Origin of the sequence: Salinibaculum sp. SYNS191, assembly GCF_037338445.1 — an archaeon.
Classification (GTDB): domain Archaea; phylum Halobacteriota; class Halobacteria; order Halobacteriales; family Haloarculaceae; genus Salinibaculum; species Salinibaculum marinum.
In genome coordinates this window covers 1,642,644-1,657,515 of record NZ_CP147838.1, presented here as the reverse complement: position 1 = coordinate 1,657,515, position 14,872 = coordinate 1,642,644, and the positions used below count along the sequence as shown (strand labels likewise).

Sequence of the window (14,872 nt, the reverse complement as noted above, 5' to 3'; positions counted from 1 at the left end):
TCGATGCCGCGCGCTTATGCCGTCCTCGCCCCTACCTCCGCTCATGTCGCGGGGTATCACCGGTTTGCTCGGACTCGCCGGGAGCGTCGTCTTCGCCATCCCGGTGGCCTTCTTCGGCCTGTTGCGCCTGCTCGACGGCGACGTGCTGGTCGGGGCCGGCTTCGTCGCCTTCGCGGTAGTGATGGTCGTCGGGATGGAAATTTACACCTCCCCGACGGACCTCCTCGGCGTCGCCGCTCGAAAGGTCGCCGGGACGGTCGCGAAATCGCCCGACGACGAGGAGTGACTACCCGTCGGCGTCCTCGCCCGTGTCCGTCGCCCGCCAGCGGTCGCGCTCGCTGACCGCGAGGTACTCGGAGAGCAGCGCCGGGAAGTCCCGGCCGTAGAGGTAGCGCAGGCCGAAGTCCTCGGCCCAGTTGATGATGCCCTGGTCCTCGGTGACGACGCCGGCGTCGAGTTCCCGCGCCAGGATGAGCAGGTCGAAGTCCTCCCGCGAGTCGAGCACGCCCTGCCGGAGGGCGTCGCGGTACTCGTCGCGCAACTCGGAGATGACCCGGTCGATTTCGGTCATGTAGTCGTGGTCCTCGACGGTCTCGTCGCGCTTCTGTTCGGCCTTCCGGACGGCCTTCTCGGAGACGCGCAGGCCGCGGTCGACCCGCTCTGACATCTCGTCGATGAACTCGTAGACCATCTCCGCGGGAATCATCACCTCGTAGTGGGCGGGGCTTTTCGTGATGACCCAGGTGTTGAGTTTCTGGATGGTCGCCTGCGAGACGTCGCGGTCCCGCAACATCGTGGTCAGTTCCTCGTAGATGGAGGGGGGCATGTAACAGGAGATGCCGTGTTCCAGGCGCGCCTCCGCGATGTCGTCGAGCAGGCGGACGCAGGTCTCCTCGACGGACTCGTCGTCGCCGCGTATCTCCGGCGTCAGGAACAGCGACGTGTCGAGCACGAACCGCTGTTTGAGCGGCGAGGTGGCCATACCCGTCACTTCACCGGCCGTCGGCAAATGTTCTCCGGCCCGCGTTACGCTTTTGCCGCTGACCGGCGCGTCTTTGGGTATGGACCGCGACCTCGGCGAGGTCTTCGACGCCGACCACGACGACCTCCGGGAGCACTTCGAGCGCGACACCTACCGCGGCCGCGCCTACCACTACCTGCCCGACGCGCGCCACGGCGTCGAGCGCGGCACGGTCGTCGTCGGCGACGCGGTCGTCCGCGGCTTTCCATCCATCCCGCGGACGCTCGTGCTCGATCCCGGCGTGGTCGAGTTCTTCGACGGCCCGGTCGCCGTCGAGGAGAAACTCAACGGCTACAACGTGCGTGTCGCCTGCGCCGACGGCGACGTCTACGCGTTCACCCGCAGCGGCTACATCTGTCCGTTCACGACCGACCTCGCCCGCGACCTCCCGGTGGACGCCTTCTTCGACGACCACCCCGAGCGCGTCGTCTGTGGCGAACTCATCGGGCCGGAGAACCCCTATACGACCCACGACTACGCAGAGGTCGACGAGGCCGCACTCAGGGTGTTCGACGTCCGCCACCGCGAGACCGGCGAGCCGATGCCCGTCGCCGACCGCCGCGAGGTCTGTGACGCCTACGACCTCCCGCAGGTCCCGGAGTTCGGCGTCCACGACCCGACCGGGGCCGCCGACGCCGTCCGGGAGGCCATCGACGACTTGGACGCGCGCGGCCGGGAGGGGGTCGTGATGAAGTCCGCCGACGGCCGCCGCGCCCTGAAGTACACCACCAGCGCCATCCACCGCGCCGACCTCGCCCACGCCTTCGACAAGCCCTACGACTACGGCCGGGACTTCCTCTTTGCGCGCATCATCCGCGAGGCCTACCAGGCGGTGGAGTTCGACGACGACGAGGCACAGACCCGCGAGCGGGCCCGCGACCTCGGCGAGGCAATCCTCCTGCCGGCCGTCGAGAGCATCCGCGACGTGGCCGCCGACCGGCTCATCGGCGACGAGCACACCATCCGCGGCGACCCGGCGACCATCGAGGCACAGCTCAATCGGTTCCGGGGCTACGGCCTCCACCTGGAGATTCTGGACGACGGCTACGAGGACGGCGAGCGCGTCGTCCGCTTCCTGAAGGTCGCAGACACCAGCCGCGAGAAGATAGCGCACTACCTGACCGGCGGGACGATAGACGAGTAAGCGAAAGCGAGTGGCGTCAGTCGGCCTGCGCGGGCAGCGGTTCCTCGGCCTCGGCCAGCAGTTCGTCGACGTCGGCGTCGGTCGGTTCGTTGTTGAGGAGGACGTCGACGGGCAGGGTCGGCGCGCCGTCGACGAGGTTCTCCATCAGGACGAGGCGTTCGCGGGCGCGGGACATGCCGACGTAGAAGACGCGGCGTTCGTTGTCGGTCAGCGTCGGCACCGGCGAGGTGTGTTTCGTGAACTCGCCGTCGCCGGGCACCGGGGTGTTCTGCTGGTCGACCGTCGCGGCCATCTGCTCGACTACCTTCTCGGTGAGGTCGGTGGCGACGAAGACGTGGTCGGCCTCGCGACCCTTCGCGGAGTGGATGGTGCCGACGCGCACCCGGTCGCGGTCCAGCCCGCGGTACTCGCCGGCGAAGTAGGCGTCGACCGAGCGCTCCTGGAAGTTCGTGACCTTCCGGAGCATGTCCGCGGCCGAGCGCGGGTCCGGTACGAAGGGGACGTACTCGCGGACCATCTCCGGCTCGATGTCCATGTTCACGATGTCGTCGACGCCGGTCTCCTCCTCGCGCTCGTCCAGCGCGTCGAAGAAGTCGTCGCGCTCGCCGGTCCCGAACGCGGAGTCGGCGAGCATGTCGGCCAGCCGGCGGGCCTGCAACCCGTTGACCGGCTCGTCGGCGTCGAGCGCCTCGATGGCGTCGACGTACTGTGTCAGCCGGTCGGTCCACATCCGCTGGTCGGTCAGACACTTGAACGGGATGCCCTCGCCGATGAACTCGTCCATGAACTGGAACATCTGGTAGCGCGCGCGGAAGAGTATCATCGCGGTGTCGTCCTCGGTCTCCTGGATAGTCCCGCGGACGTTGCGCACCAGGTCCAGCATCGACGGCCGCTGGACGGCCTCGACCTTGCCGCCCTCCTTGCGGGGCTTGAGGTCCTTCTCCTGGCGCTTGGTGATGTGGTTGACCTCCCTGTTGACGACGTTGAGAATCCGGGAGGGCAGGCGGTAGGAGTTGGGGAGGATGACGTCCTCGTCGACGTCCTCGTCCAGCAGCAGGTCCGGGTCGGCGCCCTGCCAGGCGTAGACGACCTGGTCGTCGTCGCCGGCGATGAGCACCCGCTTCATGTGGGGCCGCCACTCGGTGTAGACGTCGTACTGCAGCGTCGTGATGTCCTGGAACTCGTCGATGACGAGGTAGTCGACGTTGGGCAGCAGCGAGCGCTGCTTGACCCGTTCGAGCATGTCGGCGAAGCCGACCAGCCCGTTGTCGCCCTTGTACCGCCGCCAGGCGCGGATGGCCTCCGGGATGTCGAGCCGGTCGTCGTCCGAGGGCCAGGTCGGCGTGTACTTGTTGCCCGTCTGGGCGTTGTCGTCGATGTCCGGCGGGAGACGGACCTTCTCCTCGTCCCACTTGAAGGGGACGTCGTACCAGTCGGCCACGTCGCGGCGGGTGCGCTGGAGCCACTGACTGGTGGCGATGACCTTGTTCCCCAGGGTCGTCGAGCGGGCCGAGCGGCGGCGCGAGCCCTCGTACTCGTCCTCGAACTCGACGCCGAACTGCTCGCAGAACTCCTCCTTGTCGGACTCGCCGACGACGTCGCCCCGCGAGAGGTTCAGCAGGTCGTAGGCCTTCGCGTGCATCGTGCAGACGTTGCCACGGAGGGCACGCGGCGTCGTGTCGAGGCGTTCTGCGAGCCGTTCGCGGATTTCCGCCGCGGCGGCCCGCGTGTAGGAGACGACCAGCACGTCCCGGACGTCAACGTCGTCGTTCTCTTCGAGCAATTGTTCCACCCGGTCGAGCAGAGCCGTCGTCTTCCCGCTCCCCGGGCCACCAAACAGGCGGATGACCTGGGTGGTCGAGTCAGTCATTGGGACTCTAGTGGATATGGAGGGCCATAAACGGAGCGACTTATCTCTCTATCCGAGAACGGCGTTCCCGCGGCCGCTGGGGCTGCTCTGTCGCGGTAGCGACTCAGCGGTACAGCGAGAGGTATATCATACTGAAGCCGACAATCCAGGGAATCGTCTCGGCTAGCTGGAAGAACGTGCGAACGAGGGGGTCGGCGCCGGCACCGAACTGCGTGATGACGCTGCTGATTGCCACGCCCATGCTGATGAACGCGAAGCCGAGGAACGCGTACTGCAGCCGCTGGGTGCGGCGCTTCTGGTAGGCCTGGAAGCTGATGAGCGTGATGCCCAGCGTGAGCCCGAAGACGACGAAGCGTAACACAAGGAGCATCCCCCGTGCGAGCGGTTCGGCCTCCACCATCGGTTGGGGAGTGATAGACAAAGTGGTCTAATAAACGTGGCTACCCCCGACGGTCACTCGTCACTCGGTGCGGAGGTCGTCCCACAGCTGGCTGAACCGGTCGGGCAGGTTCTCCTCGCGGTAGATGCGGACCCGGTACTGGTCCTCCTCCAGCGAGATGACGGTGCTCTCGAAGTTCGACTCGTAGACCTTGTAGTGGTTGCCGTCGTCGGCGACCAGCGTCTGGTCCGTGACGAGGTCGTACTCGTCGAGCATCTCGATGCGCCGGTAGACCGTCGGCAGCGACAGGTCACACTCCTCGGCGAGGTCCTTCGCGGACTTGGGTTCCCGGCTGATTGCCGCCAGGACACGCCTGGCGTGGCGGTCACCGATGGTGTCGAGTATCTCCTCGATGCTACGGTCGTCCACTACCGGGAACAGGCTACTCCAGCACATAAGCGTTTTCGGGAGCGGGCTCTTTCAGACTCAGAAACTACTCGCCGGGAGTTATGACGGACCGGGCTGTAGGTCCGATGCGGACCGCGTCCGGCACTGACGACCGCCGTATCACCGCCAACCGGGCCGGCTAATCCCCCTCGTGACGGCCAACGCGCTGTCTCCAGCCCGGTCGGGTGTGTGAGTGGCGACAGGGTGACAGAACACCCCCGGACGCTTGTCGGCTCGCAGACGACCTTGACGTCCCGGAGCGGTCGTCACGCGGCGCCCGGACGCGGTCCACGAGACGCTGTCGGCCCCCGCCGGGACGTGGCTGTGGCACCGCACGGAGGACGTGGAACGGGTCCTCCCGGATGGCACCCACTGCGCCGCGGTCACGCCCGCACGAGGGCCTCGCTCGGTGACGGTCGTCGGGCGTCGCGGCCGGGCGACGTCGGACGGCTCACGCCGAGGCCGCCCGTCGCGCCGCTATCCACGCGGCGCGGTGGTCGGCTACACCTCTCTCACGCTTCGACCGCCCGAGCGGCCGCTGTGGACTGTGACTCAAAAAATCGCAGGGACGGTGACGGCGCTATACCGGTGTCCAGCCGCAGACCGAGCACTCTGTGGCGCCCTCCGCGTGGAGGCCGCCACAGTCGGGGCACTGCTTCTTGTTATAGTTCTGTTCCCAGCCGACGCTTTCGGTCTCGTGACCGCGCTGGGTCAGGAACTCGTCGAACATGTCGTCGCTGCTCGGTGCGGACGCCATACGTGCTATGGTATACCACACCAGCATATAGCTCTAACGGTAGTGGTACATATTGACACGCGACCGGGGGCGCGACGCCCGCGGCGCGGGACGATAATAAGATTCTAGTAGAATCCGGCGCGTGAATTAATACATGACAGTCGTCAGCGTCTCGATGCCGGACGAGTTGCTGGAGCGCATCGACGCGTTCGCCGACGAGCACGGGTACACCGGTCGAAGCGAGGTCGTCCGCGAGGCTGCCCGGAACCTGCTGGGCGAGTTCGAGGACAAGCAACTGGAGGACCGCGAACTGATGGGCGTCATCACCGTCCTCTTCGACTACCAGTCGACGGACGTCGAACAGCGGATGATGCACATCCGCCACGACTACGACGAACTGGTGACCTCGAACGTCCACAACCACGTCGGCGACCACTACTGCATGGAACTGTTCATCCTCGAAGGGTCGATGGCCGACATCTCTACCTTCGTGGGCAAGATTCGCGCCACGCAGGACATCCTCTCCATCGACTACTCCGTGATGCCCGTCGACCGCATCGACCCCCTGTCCTGACGACGGGCCGCTGGCGACCTCGAACCGCTTCGACTCACTCACCGAGCCACGCGTCTTCGACGACGATGGTGCCGCGGGTGCCGTCCCAGTCGGTCGTGTAGTCGAGTTCGATGGGGCGGCTCATGTGGGGACCGTCGGTCACCAGCGTCTCGAACTCGCCACCCTCTCCGAGGATGTGGACGCCGTACTCCTCGTTGAGTGCACGGAGGTCCGCGAGCGCGTCGGCGTCGAGCGTCCGGCCGAGCCACGACTCGTCGAGGCCCGCCGCGGCCACCTGGATGATGGTTATCTCGAAGCCGGCCGCCAGCATTTCCTCGGCCAGCGTCTCGGGGTCGCGCTGCCACAGCGGGGCGAAGAGTTCGGCGTCCAGGCGCTCGGCCATCGCCTCGATGCGCGAGGTCTGGTACTCGCTCTCGACGGCCCCGGCGGTGAGGCCGGCGATGCCGCCGTCGAGGTTCCCGGCCAGGTCCCGAAGCGCCGCCTCCAGCGGTTCGAGTTCGGCGTCGCCCTGCGCGCCGGCGTCGGGCACGTCGTCCGCTCCGAAGTTGTCGGGGTGGACGTCGACCAGCGGGATACCGACGCTCTCGGCGGCGAGACCGGCGAGTTCCGTCGCCGGGACGTGATACATGTAGGAGTCGCCGTCGGGGTGGACGGTCACCAGCCGCTCGACGGGGAGGCCGCGTTCGAGCGCCTGGTACAGCGCCCACGAGGAGTCCTTGCCGCCCGAGAAGAGGCTGACCCACGCGCCGGATGTCATACCGGCAAGAGCGCGCCGCCGCTCAAACCCTTATCGGTGGACGGTGACGGTCACGGCACCGCAGTCGCACTCGTAGGCGCGGCGCTCGCCCGCGTCCGTGCGGTAGGCGAGCATGCAGTCGTCGTCGCCGAGTTCGCGGTCGCAGCCGGCCGCTTCGCAGGTGCAGGCGAGTTCGTCGAGCATACCCTCACTTGGCCCGCTAGCACCGTTAAAGCGAGCCATGGGCGCGGTGGAAGTGAAAGTGTGGGACTGCGAGGGGCTTCGCGGCGCTCGTCAGGGACGGCGCGTCCCTCCCCGTCGAGAGACACGCAAATGATATGTGGGCGGCGGACGCGCGGAGTTGTATGTTCGACGAGTGGCGTGCGACGGCGGTCGGGGACACCGAGGAGCGGTCCGTGACGGTCCCGGGCAAGCCCGAGGCGTTCGCGAGGGCCGACGGGGTGACCTACGTGACCCACTTCGACGACCCCCGCGACGAGCGCGACGACGTCGCCGTCGTGGAACTGTCGGGGCTGTACGCGCGTGCGACGGTCGACGTGACCGGCGAACGCCTCGACGGCGACGGGGCCGTCGACCACGACGCCTACTTCGAGCCGCTTCGTCTCCCCTTCCTTCCCTTCGAGGACAACGAACTCTCCGTCACCTGCCACCGCCCGGAGGATCGCTTCGGCGGCCTCCACGACACCGACGCCGTCCCCCCCGAGGAGCGCGTGCCCGGCATCTGGTGGGGCGCGTCGCTGGAAGCCTACCCGCTGCCGTACATCGACCGCATCCGCGTCCGGCCGGAACTGACCGACGAGGGCGCGCGCCTGCACGTCCGCACGACCGTCGTCTCCGAGGACCCTATCGACGAGCGCATCACCTACTCCCTGAAGCCCGAGGGCGACCTGCAGACCCGCGGGATGATGGAACGGGGCAGCGTCGAGACCAGCGGGCCGGGCAAGACCACGGTCGAGCACACCATCGACGTGCGCGACCCGGCGCTGTGGTGGCCCCGCGACCTCGGCGACCAGCACCGCTACCGGCTCCGCGCGAAACTCGGCGACCACGAGCGCTCGGTCACCACCGGCGTCTGTGACATCGCCCGCGATGGCAGCCAGTTCGTCGTCAACGGGCAGGAACTGCCGGTCCGGGGCGTCAACCTCGCCACCGCCGACCCGGACGACGTCGACCGGGCGCTCGACCTCAACGCCAATCTCGTCCGCGCCCCCGCACACGTCCTTCCACCGGCGTTCTACGAGGCCTGCGACGAGGCCGGCCTGCTCGTCTGGCAGGGCCTCCCGCTGACCGGTCCCGGCCGCTTCGACGCCGACCGCGGGGCCGCGCTGGCGGAGACGCTGGCAGACGCCTACAGCACCCACCCGAGCCTGGCGGCCTTCGGCGTCCACGACGAGCCGACCGACGCCTTCGCGGACGCGGTCGGCGACGGCTTCCTCGACAGCCTGCGCCTGCGCTGGCGGGCCTGGCGGACGAGCTACGACCGCGGCCCCGCCGAGCGGGTCGCCGAGGCGTTCCCCGACTACCGCCCCGCCGTGCCGGTCGTCGGTGGCCCGGGCGTCGACCACGACGCCGCCGCGTACTATCCCGGCTGGGACTACGGCACCGCGGACAGCCTCGACGGCCTGCTCTCCCGGTACCCGACGGACCTGCTGGCCGCCTTCGGCGCGGGCTCGCTCGGTGCGGACGTCGACGCCGCGGCGGGGTTCGACGCCGGCAAGCACGCCGCCCACGCCGACGGCGGCATCGAGGCGTCGCAGGCCTACCAGCGCGACGTGGTCCGGACGGTCGCCGAGGGGGCGCGCCGGCGCGGGCTCGGTGCCGTCGCCAGCGTGCTCCGGGACACCGACGGCGCGGGGATGGGCGTCTACGCCGTCGACGGCACGCCGAAGGCGGCCCGGGACGCACTCGCGACGGCGTTCGAACCGGTCCAGGCGTTCCTCGCCGACACCTCCGGCGGCGGGACTGAGGCTGTCGTCGTCAACGACGCGCCGGCCCCGCTCTCGGCGACGCTGCGGTGGGACGCCGGCGACGACGCTGGGGAGACCGATGTGACCGTCGACGCGGCCGACCGCTGGCGGGGTACGCTCGACGTCCCGGCCGACGCCGACGCGGTGACGCTGACGGTGGAGGCCGACGGCGGGACGGTCGAGAACCGCTACGAACTGTAGCCGAACCGACGCCAGCGCCGGTGTGTCAGTTGTCCCCAAACCGGCGTCTGGCGGCGTGTGGTACGGAGAAACAGGGGTCTCGGGGACCGGAATATTTAAGCGCCCATCGCCAGTACGTAGTGCTACCAGAACGTTGCGGCGTTCCGGCAGTATCGTGCTATCGCCCAGTATGACAGGGAAATCTTGTTGTCGGCGTCAGCCAACCGATACCGGTGGCTGTGTCGGTTCGAGGACCCCCGGTGCTCCGGTGGCCCAGTTCGTGACCGACCAGCTACTCGGCCGACGGGGGTCGACTGCCGGCTGCCGCAGCGGACATGGCACAGAGGCTCAAACATGGTAGACTCGATAGACGAATCAAAGAACGTAGAACTGACAGACGACAACCTCGAAAACAACTCCAAAGGGGAGCTCATCAAGCTCGCCGGCAAGCTCCGCGACCGACGCAACGAGCTGAACCAGCTCGCCTCGGAGCGCGCCTCCGACCGCGACGACCTGAACGCGAAGACTCGCGAGAAGGTCGACGAGGCCCAGGAACACCGCGAGAAGCGCGACGAGCTCAACGAGCAGGTCCAGGAGCACAAGGAGAAGCGCAACGAGCTCAACGCGAAGGCCAACGAACTCTTCGACGAGGTCGAGGAGCTCAAAAACGACCTCAAGCTCGACGAGGGCAAGTCCATCGAACAGCTCGAAGAGGAGATCGAGGACCTGGAGTTCAAACAGCAGACCGAGGTCCTCGGTGCCGAGGAGGAGCGGGAACTCATCGAGAAAATCGAGGACAAGCGCGAGAAGCTCCAGGACAAGAAGGAGAAGCTCGACCAGAACGCCGACCTCGAGGACCTCGAAGCCGAGGCCGAGGAGGTCCGCGCCGAGGCGTCCAAGCACCACCAGAAGGTCACCGAACTCGCGGACGAGGCCCAGAAACACCACAACCAGATGATCGAGGCCTACCGCGAGGCCGACGACATCCGCGACGAAGCCGACGAGATGCACGAGAAGTTCGTGGATGCCCAGGAGGCGGCCGACCGCCACCACGAGGACTTCGTCCGCGTCCAGAAGCGCCTGCGCGAACTGGACAAGAAGGAAGAGGAAGCCGAGCGCGAGCAGCGCGAGGAGAAGGAAGAGGCCGCCCGCGAGGAAGCCGAGGAAATCTATCAGAAGTTCAAGGAAGGCGAGACGCTGGACACCGAGGACCTGATGAAGCTCCAGAAGACGGGGCTGCTCTGAGACCAGGGGACTGTTTCTGCGGACGAGCGCGGTTCTCCGTACCGAGAGCTAGAGCAGCCAGTACAGGTACACCGCGATGAACCCGAGCGCGTAGCCCAGGACGTGGACGTAGAGGTTGACGACGCCGCCTCCCACGACGGGGTCGAGCGGGAACGTCGCGAACGGCACGGCCGCGAACAGGACCACTCCGGCGACGGCCAGTTCGAACTGGCCGGGACGGGCGAACGCCGCGCGGAGCCTCGTCCGGAGGTCCGTCGGCCGGTCGTGCAACGACAGGCCGTAGAGGGCGACGACCAGCACCAGCGCGACGACGAGGCCGGCCAGCGACGCCACGAGGACGGTGCCGACGGGGACCACGATGCCACGAACCGGCACCGACACGGGGTTTCTGGCGGCGAGCCACAGCGTCAGTGCGGTAATCACGGTCAGTCCCGAGAAGAAAAACAGCGGTGCGACCGTCCGGGTCCGGCCGACGTCGAGGCGCGTCTCCAGGTGGTCGGCCAGCGCCAGCGGGAGGTAGCCGTACAGCGCCATCAGCACGCCGGAGAAGCCGAAGCCGACGCCGTCGCGGGCGACCGCCAGGTTGAGATACGACAGCAGCGCGGGCGTACTGACCACCAGCGAGACCAACACGACCCTGAACCGCCGCTGGCAGCCACAGGCCGCGCTCAGCAGGTAGGTCGTCGGCACCACGAGCGCGTATCCCGCGAGGTTGAACGCGAGGTGTCCCCGGTCGAAGTGGACGAACGGTGCGGCGACGGCGGTCCGGAGCGACGGTGCCGCGTACTCGAAGACGAGCGATTCCCGCGTCGCCACCGGCAGCGCGAACACCGCGAGCAACACCGCCGGGACAGCGGCTATCAGGACCAGGTCAGCCGCGCGGACCCACTCGCCCGGACCCCGTCCGGACGTCGATTGACCGCTCCCCATCTGTGAATCAGGTGTCGGAACGTGCCCGCGCCGTTCCTATCAGTGTGATGGTCCGTTCGGTCATCGTCCGCCGCGGTACCGGTACAGCGCCAGGGAGAGCAAGAGCACCCCCAGCATCGCCGCGGTGGCAGTCAGCGCGACCGGGCTGAACCCGCCGAGTTCCGACGGACCGCCGGCGTCACCGGCGTCGGGTTCCGACGGCGTCGTGTCCCCGCTGGCGGGACTCCCCTCGGCAGCCCCGGATTCGGTAGTCGCGCCGGTTTCGGTTTCTGTTTCCGTTTCGGTTCCCGTCGCCGCTGGCGCTCCGTCCGTGGCTTCGGTCTGAGCGCCCGCCGTCGCCGTTTCGGTTTCCCCCGCTGTGGCCGTCTCGGTCGCCGTCGGCGTCTCTGTCGGCGTCACCGTCGCCGTCGGTGTGTCCGTCTCGCGCTCCTCGTCGGTTTCGGCCGTGTTGACGCTGTGGCCGTCGTCGCTGTCGCCGAGTTCCGCGTGGACGGTGAACTCGTCGACGCTTTCGACGTCGTCGTCGCCGCGCGCGTCGACGAGCACGCCGACGCGGACCGTCTCGTCGGGCCCGACCGTGACGTTGTTCGGTCTGCTCTCGATGACGTCGTCGGGGTCGTCACCCCGGTAGAAGTGGACGTCCTCAGCGTCGTCGGTGAGCCAGACGCGGGCGTACTCGTCGCCGGTGTAGGTGATGGTGAAGACGTCGTCCAGCGGCGTCACCGTCTCGTCGTTGAGCCCCTCCGCTTCGAGGGAGGGGTTCGCACCGGACAGCAGGAGTTCGATTTCGTCGTCGCTGTTCAGGAGCGCGTACTTCCCGTTCGGTCCGTCGCTCGGCGACAGCACCAGGTCGTCGGTCACCTCGTCGGTCCCGCCGGCGGAGAACGCACCCGTCGGGACGAGCAAGGCTACCGACACGGCTACCCCGACCAGGAGGAGGTGTGTTCGGTTCACGGGTCTTGCGACATTCCTTCGGTGTCCGGGGGTCTCCAGTTCAACGTAGCGGGTGTTCCCGTTTTGTATTCCGGACCGTGAACGGTTTCAGGGGGTCTTTGAGGACTGCAGAACGGCTCTGTGACCGCTCTACTGTTCAAACGGGCTACAGGAACGCCGCTCCGAGGAACCTGTCGGCCGTCGTGGTTCGCGCCGCCGCCACTTCGAAACCGGAGCGACGCCATGGTTACTGACCTTTCTCGTGTATTCTCAGCTGTGCCGTTGCGAGCCCCTGACCGACGCACCGTACTGTGGGCCATCAGTAACACTTGTTTGCGAGTTATTCACCGACCTCAGTTTCGGGTGCGGTCGCCGTCGGGGTTCCGCTCGCGCAGTCCACATGGAAAGCCCGGTCGAGCGAGACGGAAAATCCCGTCCCGTCGGTATCGACTTCGATGTCGAGGGTGTCGGGCGTCGTTCCGTTGACCGGCCTGATTTGCAGGACAGGTCCATGACCTGTCTCCTGTTCCCCGAATCCTATCATTTCAGAATCACCGGGTCTGACCTCGCTCGGTGGTCCATCCCCTGCCTTGCTGACTTTCACACTCCCGTCTGCTTCTTCGGGTACTGTGACTGTGACCTCGACGTTCGCCATCGACTCTCCGAACCGGTTCTGGAAGAGCTGGTTCTCCGATGGGCTACCACACTGCAGCGACTGGTCGTCGATAGCGATGTAGGCGTCCTCGTCGTCGACGACGCTCACGTAGACGCCCCGCTCTGCTGACACCGACGAGAACGCGCCCGACCCGACGGCGGCGGCCAGGCTCGCGACGGCCAGCGCCACGAGCGCGAGGCGTCGTCTGTCCATCTACTCGTCCACCTCCGGCGGGTCCGTCGAGGCCCCGAGTTTCATCTCGCGGGTCAGGACGACGTGGGCAATCGCGGAGACGGTAAACGAGACGGCGGCGAACAGTCCCCAGGCGATGTCGGGGAGCATCACGAGCGGGAAGACGTCCGCCCAGGCGGCGATGAGCAGCGCCACCGTGGTCGTGGACAGCCCGAGGTAGTACTGGCTCCAGGGGAACTCCCCGCTGGCGACGACCTCGGTGTAGATGTCCAGGTCCGTCAGCGACTCGGTGGGCGCGACCGTGCCCGCGCGCTTGTCGAACTCGACGAGCCCCGCCTCGTCCAGTTTCGGCAGGTGGCGCTGCTGGAGCGCGGTGTAGACGGTCTTGCGCTCGTCGGATGTGAGCCGGTCGGGCTCGGTGTCGTGTTCCCACGCGCCGACCTGCTCGGCGAGCGCGCCCAGCGTGACCGCGCCCCCGCGGTTCTGGAGGTAGTGAATCGTGTAGCGCCGCCGCTGGTTGGCGAGCATCTTGTACGTCGTGTCCCGGGAGAGGTCTGGCTCTGCCCCATCGACTGACGAGCCTGATGCCTCTCCGGGAGGCTGCTGTGCTTGTGCCACTCCTTCTCCCTTGCTCGATTGGTACTGCGTACTCCCCCTAAAATGAACGTCACCTTTCAGGGTACTGTTCAGATAGTTTTCACTCGATTAATGATTAATCATCACTGCGGCGGGGTTCAAAGGGTGCCTGAAGCGGAGCTACCGGATCTGGAACGCGCCCGAGCGGGGCTAACACCCGCGATACCGATTTCGGTGTGTGTCGGTCCTCGACGTCGGCGGTCGTGGTCGGCGTCGGGTCCTCGACGGGAAGGATGTGCCTCTTTGCTCGCTTTCTGGCTGTCTTTGAGACCGTTCACGGGGCAGTATCCGGGATTCACGCCAGGTCTGAAACACCGTCAAGCGGCCACATACGCCCTTCACGCGGCTGAATACAAACACAGTAGGTGTTCATGGGTGAAATAAGCGCGCTGCGGTAGGGCGCGCGGTGAACAACTATGGAACGACGCAAATTCCTGATCGGGATGGGATCGCTCGCTGCCGGCGGGGCAGCTGCAATGGGTACTGGTGCGTTTTCGACAGTTCGAGCTGACCGTGATATGACTATCAACACGGTCAATGATGAATATGCATTTCTTAAACTCATAGATAATCCGGACTATAGTGACATGATAACTGACACAGGTAGTAATCAACTAGCTCTGACTTTCGATAAGCTGAATTTGGACGCGTATACTGAGTTTGCTGATCTCTTTCGGATTGCAAACCAAGGAACAAAGCCTGCACGCGTGTGGTTAGATACCTCAAATGTGCCTGACGATGTGTCCATGGGTGCTTTCGGCGTTGAGGACGGCGCGTTCAATGGCGGGCCTGGTCCGGCGATGGCTAATGACGGTGGTCCAAGTTCTCTCGGTAATGGAACCGGTGTGATTCTTGCCCCAGGTGCCGTAGTTAAAGTATCTCCCTACTTTGGAGAATTCGGCAGTTCTGATTCCCCAAACGTGATATCAGAACAGACCGTTAATCTAAAGATTTGGGCTGTGACCAAAGATTCAGAACTAGCACCAGATGATTTCAGCTGGAACGGGTACAATACTAATTTGGAAAGTGATGTTAACCCCAATTGGATTGGAACAAATAATAGTCAGGATACACCCTCGTACTAGCACCGACGCAATATTGAATGCCTTCCCACACGACTCCGCAGAAAACGTGCGAGGATAGGCGGCATTTCTAAAATATATTCCCACAATGGTTTACGGCGGTTCGATTCCGCCGGTGGGATTC

The 14,872-nt window shown here is 66.2% G+C and carries 17 protein-coding genes; 6 read left to right on the top strand and 11 right to left on the bottom strand.

The features are described from left to right. Window positions 1–43: 43 nt before the first annotated feature. Window positions 44–286, top strand: coding sequence for a DUF7533 family protein (locus tag WDJ57_RS09010; RefSeq protein WP_338905711.1), 243 nt, complete (start codon window positions 44–46; stop codon window positions 284–286). Here the strand turns inward: WDJ57_RS09010 and WDJ57_RS09005 are convergent, their stop codons facing one another. Next, window positions 287–982: an RNA ligase partner protein gene (locus WDJ57_RS09005; RefSeq protein ID WP_338905709.1), complete on the bottom strand. Its 696-nt coding sequence runs from the start codon at window positions 980–982 to the stop codon at window positions 287–289. Between the two features lie 79 nt (window positions 983–1,061). On the opposite strand from WDJ57_RS09005, the gene WDJ57_RS09000 reads away from it, so the two are divergent. After that, window positions 1,062–2,165 (top strand): RNA ligase, encoded by a 1,104-nt coding sequence (locus WDJ57_RS09000; protein WP_338905707.1) that lies wholly within the window; start codon window positions 1,062–1,064, stop codon window positions 2,163–2,165. 16 nt (window positions 2,166–2,181) lie between these two features. Here the strand turns inward: WDJ57_RS09000 and WDJ57_RS08995 are convergent, their stop codons facing one another. From WDJ57_RS08995 to WDJ57_RS08980, 4 genes are all read right to left on the bottom strand, one after another. Then, on the bottom strand, window positions 2,182–4,035 hold the full coding sequence (locus WDJ57_RS08995; protein WP_338905705.1) for an ATP-dependent helicase: 1,854 nt from the start codon (window positions 4,033–4,035) through the stop codon (window positions 2,182–2,184). Between the two features lie 103 nt (window positions 4,036–4,138). Beyond that, the gene (locus WDJ57_RS08990) at window positions 4,139–4,435 is read right to left on the bottom strand and encodes a DUF7521 family protein (RefSeq protein ID WP_338905703.1); all 297 of its coding nucleotides are present in this window, start codon (window positions 4,433–4,435) and stop codon (window positions 4,139–4,141) included. Window positions 4,436–4,495: 60 nt separating this feature from the next. Further along, window positions 4,496–4,843 carry a winged helix-turn-helix domain-containing protein gene (locus WDJ57_RS08985; RefSeq protein WP_380629263.1) on the bottom strand — a complete coding sequence of 116 codons (348 nt, stop codon included), beginning with the start codon at window positions 4,841–4,843 and terminating at the stop codon, window positions 4,496–4,498. A gap of 598 nt (window positions 4,844–5,441) precedes the next feature. Beyond that, window positions 5,442–5,618 carry an HVO_0416 family zinc finger protein gene (locus tag WDJ57_RS08980; RefSeq protein WP_338905699.1) on the bottom strand — a complete coding sequence of 59 codons (177 nt, stop codon included), beginning with the start codon at window positions 5,616–5,618 and terminating at the stop codon, window positions 5,442–5,444. A gap of 133 nt (window positions 5,619–5,751) precedes the next feature. Between WDJ57_RS08980 and nikR the strand changes: the two genes are divergently transcribed. Then, the gene (gene nikR, locus WDJ57_RS08975) at window positions 5,752–6,171 is read left to right on the top strand and encodes a nickel-responsive transcriptional regulator NikR (protein WP_338905698.1); all 420 of its coding nucleotides are present in this window, start codon (window positions 5,752–5,754) and stop codon (window positions 6,169–6,171) included. A 34-nt stretch (window positions 6,172–6,205) separates the two neighbouring features. Here the strand turns inward: nikR and WDJ57_RS08970 are convergent, their stop codons facing one another. Both WDJ57_RS08970 and WDJ57_RS08965 read right to left on the bottom strand, forming a co-directional pair. Then, window positions 6,206–6,928, bottom strand: coding sequence for a diphthine--ammonia ligase (locus WDJ57_RS08970; protein WP_338905696.1), 723 nt, complete (start codon window positions 6,926–6,928; stop codon window positions 6,206–6,208). A 30-nt stretch (window positions 6,929–6,958) separates the two neighbouring features. Next, window positions 6,959–7,111: a hypothetical protein gene (locus WDJ57_RS08965; protein ID WP_338905694.1), complete on the bottom strand. Its 153-nt coding sequence runs from the start codon at window positions 7,109–7,111 to the stop codon at window positions 6,959–6,961. 161 nt (window positions 7,112–7,272) lie between these two features. On the opposite strand from WDJ57_RS08965, the gene WDJ57_RS08960 reads away from it, so the two are divergent. After that, window positions 7,273–9,096 (top strand): hydrolase, encoded by a 1,824-nt coding sequence (locus tag WDJ57_RS08960; RefSeq protein WP_338905693.1) that lies wholly within the window; start codon window positions 7,273–7,275, stop codon window positions 9,094–9,096. 333 nt (window positions 9,097–9,429) lie between these two features. Next, window positions 9,430–10,320 (top strand): coiled-coil protein, encoded by an 891-nt coding sequence (locus tag WDJ57_RS08955; RefSeq protein ID WP_338905691.1) that lies wholly within the window; start codon window positions 9,430–9,432, stop codon window positions 10,318–10,320. 48 nt (window positions 10,321–10,368) lie between these two features. Here WDJ57_RS08955 and WDJ57_RS08950 read toward each other — a convergent pair whose 3' ends face one another. The 4 genes from WDJ57_RS08950 to WDJ57_RS08935 form a co-directional block, all read right to left on the bottom strand. Continuing rightward, window positions 10,369–11,250, bottom strand: coding sequence for a hypothetical protein (locus WDJ57_RS08950; protein WP_338905689.1), 882 nt, complete (start codon window positions 11,248–11,250; stop codon window positions 10,369–10,371). Between the two features lie 60 nt (window positions 11,251–11,310). Beyond that, window positions 11,311–12,204, bottom strand: a complete 894-nt coding sequence (locus tag WDJ57_RS08945; protein WP_338905687.1) for a hypothetical protein — start codon at window positions 12,202–12,204, stop codon at window positions 11,311–11,313. Window positions 12,205–12,523: 319 nt separating this feature from the next. Then, a complete protein-coding gene (locus WDJ57_RS08940; protein WP_338905685.1) occupies window positions 12,524–13,051 on the bottom strand; it encodes a hypothetical protein in 528 nt (175 codons plus the stop codon). Further along, window positions 13,052–13,648, bottom strand: a complete 597-nt coding sequence (locus tag WDJ57_RS08935) for a DUF7344 domain-containing protein (protein WP_338905683.1) — start codon at window positions 13,646–13,648, stop codon at window positions 13,052–13,054. Between the two features lie 434 nt (window positions 13,649–14,082). On the opposite strand from WDJ57_RS08935, the gene WDJ57_RS08930 reads away from it, so the two are divergent. Continuing rightward, window positions 14,083–14,751 carry a hypothetical protein gene (locus tag WDJ57_RS08930; RefSeq protein WP_338905681.1) on the top strand — a complete coding sequence of 223 codons (669 nt, stop codon included), beginning with the start codon at window positions 14,083–14,085 and terminating at the stop codon, window positions 14,749–14,751. The last annotated feature ends 121 nt before the right edge of the window (window positions 14,752–14,872 follow it).

Bases quoted from the DNA above. Each gene is read 5' to 3' on its own strand.
- WDJ57_RS09010 (WP_338905711.1), top strand. From the start codon at position 44: ATGTCGCGGGGTATCACCGGTTTGCTCGGACTCGCCGGGAGCGTCGTC.
- WDJ57_RS09005 (WP_338905709.1), bottom strand. From the start codon at position 982: ATGGCCACCTCGCCGCTCAAACAGCGGTTCGTGCTCGACACGTCGCTG.
- WDJ57_RS09000 (WP_338905707.1), top strand. From the start codon at position 1,062: ATGGACCGCGACCTCGGCGAGGTCTTCGACGCCGACCACGACGACCTC.
- WDJ57_RS08995 (WP_338905705.1), bottom strand. From the start codon at position 4,035: ATGACTGACTCGACCACCCAGGTCATCCGCCTGTTTGGTGGCCCGGGG.
- WDJ57_RS08990 (WP_338905703.1), bottom strand. From the start codon at position 4,435: ATGGTGGAGGCCGAACCGCTCGCACGGGGGATGCTCCTTGTGTTACGC.
- WDJ57_RS08980 (WP_338905699.1), bottom strand. From the start codon at position 5,618: ATGGCGTCCGCACCGAGCAGCGACGACATGTTCGACGAGTTCCTGACC.
- nikR (WP_338905698.1), top strand. From the start codon at position 5,752: ATGACAGTCGTCAGCGTCTCGATGCCGGACGAGTTGCTGGAGCGCATC.
- WDJ57_RS08970 (WP_338905696.1), bottom strand. From the start codon at position 6,928: ATGACATCCGGCGCGTGGGTCAGCCTCTTCTCGGGCGGCAAGGACTCC.
- WDJ57_RS08965 (WP_338905694.1), bottom strand. From the start codon at position 7,111: ATGCTCGACGAACTCGCCTGCACCTGCGAAGCGGCCGGCTGCGACCGC.
- WDJ57_RS08960 (WP_338905693.1), top strand. From the start codon at position 7,273: ATGTTCGACGAGTGGCGTGCGACGGCGGTCGGGGACACCGAGGAGCGG.
- WDJ57_RS08955 (WP_338905691.1), top strand. From the start codon at position 9,430: ATGGTAGACTCGATAGACGAATCAAAGAACGTAGAACTGACAGACGAC.
- WDJ57_RS08950 (WP_338905689.1), bottom strand. From the start codon at position 11,250: ATGGGGAGCGGTCAATCGACGTCCGGACGGGGTCCGGGCGAGTGGGTC.
- WDJ57_RS08940 (WP_338905685.1), bottom strand. From the start codon at position 13,051: ATGGACAGACGACGCCTCGCGCTCGTGGCGCTGGCCGTCGCGAGCCTG.
- WDJ57_RS08930 (WP_338905681.1), top strand. From the start codon at position 14,083: ATGGAACGACGCAAATTCCTGATCGGGATGGGATCGCTCGCTGCCGGC.